Below are 3,374 nucleotides of genomic sequence, written 5' to 3' on the forward strand. Positions count from 1 at the left end.
GCACGACCTTGACCGTGGTCATCTCGTCGAGCAGTTCCGGGCCGAAACCGAATCCGCGGCCGCTGTCCCGACGGGGTTGCGCGGCCCCGCCCGGTGCCCCACCGAACACGTCGTTGACCTTCACCGTGCCCACGGGCAGTTCCCGCCACGCCCGCTGGGCGTGGGCCATCGAACCGGTGAGCACCGTCGCGGCGAGTCCGTAGCGGTCGGCACCGGCCTCCGCCAGCGCCTGGTCGAAGCTGTCGACCACCCGCACTGGCGCGACGGGGCCGAACGTCTCCTCCTGGAACACCGCCATCTCGGGCAGGCAGCCGGTGAGCACCGTGGCCGGGTAGAAGGAGCCCGGGCCTGGCGGGATGTCGCCACCGCAGCCGAGCCGGGCACCGGCGTCGAGGGCCTGGGTGACGTGGCGGTGGACGTGGGCCCGGTGCCGGACGTCGACCAGCGGCCCCATCTCCACCTCGGAGGTGTCGCGTGGCCTCGCCCGGTACCGGCGGGCCTGGTCGACCAGCGCCGCCACGAAGCGGTCGGCGACCGCCCGGTGGACGTAGACGCGTTCGACGGCGGTGCAGATCTGCCCGCTGTTGGTGAAGGCCCCGACCGCCGCCTGGCGGGCGGCCCACACCGGGTCGACGTCGGCGTCGACGAGGAGCGGGTCGTTGCCCCCGTTCTCCGCCAGCACCGCCGCGCCCCGCACCGCCGCGGCGGCCAGGACGCGACGACCGGCGGCGGTGGAACCGACGTGGGCGATGAGGTCCACCCGGGGGTCCTCGACCAGGGCAGCCCCCACCGTCCCGTCGCCGGTCAGCGGCACCAGGACACCGTCGGGGAGCGCCGCGCACAGCACCTGGCCGAGTGCCCGCCCCACGTGCGGTGCCCGTTCGCTGGGTTTGAGGCAGACCGTGTTCCCCGTCGCCAGGGCCGCACCGACCAGCCCGCACGCCACCGCGACGGGTTCGTTCCACGGTGTCAGGACGGCGACCACTCCTCGGGGTTCGGGCACCATCAGATCGGTGGCCTCCACGTCCCCCAGCAGGGTGCGTCCACCACGCACCGGCGCGAGTTCCGCGTACTGGTCGAGCGTGGCGGCTCCCGCCAGCACCCCGTCGAGGGCCTGGGAGAACGGGCGCCCGGTCTCGGCCGTGTTCAGCCGGGCCAGCCGGTTCGCCGAGGCGCGGACCTCCTCGGCCATGTCGTGGAGGAGTCGGCCTCGCCGGGCTGGCGGGGTGGCCGCCCACGCCGGCTGGTGGCGGCGAGCCACACCGACCGCGTCGCTCACCTCGTCGGGACTGGCCATGGCCAGTCGGCCCAGTGGCGCTCCGGTGACCGGGTCGGTCACCTCGATCACCGGTGCGCCCGCATCCGCCGGGGACACGGGGGTGGCGGTGGCCTGCGCGCCGTCGACGCCCACCAGCTGCTCCGTCATGGGGCACCTCCTCTCCGTCGCTGGCCGGATACCCGGGCCGGTCGGGGTCATTCCTGCTGCTCCTCCTCGTCCTCCGTGTGGGGACGGGCGAGAGGCCACCGTTTCTCCCGCCCCCCGCCGGGCAGTACTCGGTGGGAACGTCACTCGGCCGGAGGGGGTCAGGCGTGGGGCAGCAGGACGTGGGACCGCCGTTGCCACCGATCGGTCCGTCCGGGGGACGCTGGCCGGACGTGGGGCGCATCGGGGTGTTGCGCGGCGGGGGCATCGGTGACCTGATGTTCGTGATGCCGGCGCTCGCCGCGTTGCGGGCGGCCTACCCGGAGGCGGAACTCGTCCTGCTCGGCACCGGCGCGCACCGGGCGCTGCTGGCCGGGCGTCCCGGCCCCGTCGACCGCTGCCTGCCGCTGCCACGGGCCCACGGGGTGCACGAACCGACCCCCGGTCAGCCGGACGACGGCGTCGACCAGGGGGAGTTCCTCGCCTCGGTGTCCGCGATCCGCCTCGACCTGGGCGTGCAGCTGCACGGCGGCGGCCGCTGGTCCAACCCGTTCCTGCTGCGGACCGGGGCTCGGCACACCGTCGGGCCGGCGACGCCCGACGCCGAACCGCTGGAACGGACGATCCCCTACCGCTACTACCAGCACGAGGTGCTGCGCCACCTGGAGGTGGTCGGCCTCGCGGGTGCCCCGCCCGTCGCGGTGGACCCCGCGCTGCCCGTGACCGACGACGACCGGGGTCGGGCGGCGGCGGCCCTGTCCGGGTTGGCGGAACCACTGCTCGTCGTCCACCCGGGCGCGACGGACCCGCGACGCCGCTGGCCCCCGCCCCTGTTCGCCGAGGTCGTCCAGCGGGTGGTGCGGGAGGGCGCGGGAGCCGTCGTCCTGGGTTCGTCGAACGAGGACGAGCTGGTTCGGGCCACCGCGCGGCTGGCGCGCGACCAGCTCCCGGTGGGACTCCGGGACCAGGTGCGGGAGTTCCCCGGGACCCTCGACCTGTCCGGCATGGTCGGGGTGCTGGCCGCCGCACGGGTGGTCCTCGCCAACGACAGCGGCCCCCGGCACGTGGCGCAGGCCGTGGGCACCGCCACCGTCGGGATCTTCCAGGCGTGCAACGTGATCAACGCGGCCGCCCTGGGGCGGGCACGTCATCCGGTGCACTTCACCTGGTTCACCCGGTGCCCCCGGTGCGGGGTGCTCGGAGCCGGCCCGGAAGGCGCCCGGTGCGTCCACGAGTACTCGATGGTGGCCGACGTGCCGGTGGGCGAGGTCCTGGCCGACGTGCGGGAGCTCCTGCGGAATCCGGCGGGGGCGGCACGGAACGGTGCGGGGTCGGCCGCCGAGGGTCAGGACCGTGCGGGCACGGGCTGCCAGCGCCACTCGTCGTCGGGTGCGTCGTGGGCCGCCACCGTGGGCGCGCACCGCAGCAGCTCCCCGGCCGGGGAGAACGCGTAGCGGCCGTGGTGGCCCTCGCCGCAGAGCCGCCACGGCGTCCGGGGGCCGTCGGCCAGGGACAGGGGCCCGCTGGTCGGGGGGATCGGGGTGGGGCGGTGTCCCGGGCAGGAACCGGGGTGCCCGGGCCGTCGGCCCGTCGAATCGGTCCGGCACTCCTCCCGGTCGGGCGTCCGACGTGCGGTGTCCTCGCGCCCGCCTGGCTTCGCCGCGTTCTCCCCCGCGCCACCGCGCGGGTGGGGGGACGCGACGGCCGTCGGGGCGGAGTCGTCGACGGGAGCGGGACCCGGGGTGGGGAGGACGGGGTGGTCGAGGAGGGCAGCGGCCGAGACCAGCGCGCCGAGCAGGGCCCGCAACGCGGGGTGGTGGGTTGTCGCCATCCTGGCAGCCTGCCAGGCGTCCACCACCCACCGTGAACATCCACTACAACGTGTGATCGTCCTGGTGGCAGGGACTCCGGACCGCCGGCGCCCCGGGGCCGGGGGTGCTCCCACCCCCGG

The 3,374-nt window shown here is 75.8% G+C and carries 3 protein-coding genes; 1 reads left to right on the plus strand and 2 read right to left on the minus strand.

The genetic code is table 11. From position 1 onward, the window contains the following. Nucleotides 1–1,426 (minus strand): aldehyde dehydrogenase family protein (locus ACTIDRAF_RS0213395; protein ID WP_016699248.1); only part of this gene is annotated, 1,426 nt, incomplete at its 3' end. A 230-nt stretch (nt 1,427–1,656) separates the two neighbouring features. Here ACTIDRAF_RS0213395 and ACTIDRAF_RS28745 point away from each other — a divergent pair. Further along, on the plus strand, nt 1,657–2,877 hold the full coding sequence (locus tag ACTIDRAF_RS28745) for a glycosyltransferase family 9 protein (protein WP_245533533.1): 1,221 nt from the start codon (nt 1,657–1,659) through the stop codon (nt 2,875–2,877). On the opposite strand, the gene ACTIDRAF_RS0213405 is transcribed toward ACTIDRAF_RS28745, so the two are convergent. After that, the gene (locus tag ACTIDRAF_RS0213405; RefSeq protein WP_157163018.1) at nt 2,769–3,254 is read right to left on the minus strand and encodes a hypothetical protein; all 486 of its coding nucleotides are present in this window, start codon (nt 3,252–3,254) and stop codon (nt 2,769–2,771) included. The genes ACTIDRAF_RS28745 and ACTIDRAF_RS0213405 overlap by 109 nt on opposite strands. Nucleotides 3,255–3,374 lie beyond the last annotated feature (120 nt).

The organism is Actinoalloteichus spitiensis RMV-1378, from assembly GCF_000239155.1.
In the GTDB taxonomy this organism is placed as follows: Bacteria; Actinomycetota; Actinomycetes; order Mycobacteriales; family Pseudonocardiaceae; genus Actinoalloteichus_B; species Actinoalloteichus_B spitiensis.

Coding starts and splice junctions, on each gene's coding strand:
- ACTIDRAF_RS0213405 (WP_157163018.1), bottom strand. CDS start 3,254: ATGGCGACAACCCACCACCCCGCGTTGCGGGCCCTGCTCGGCGCGCTG.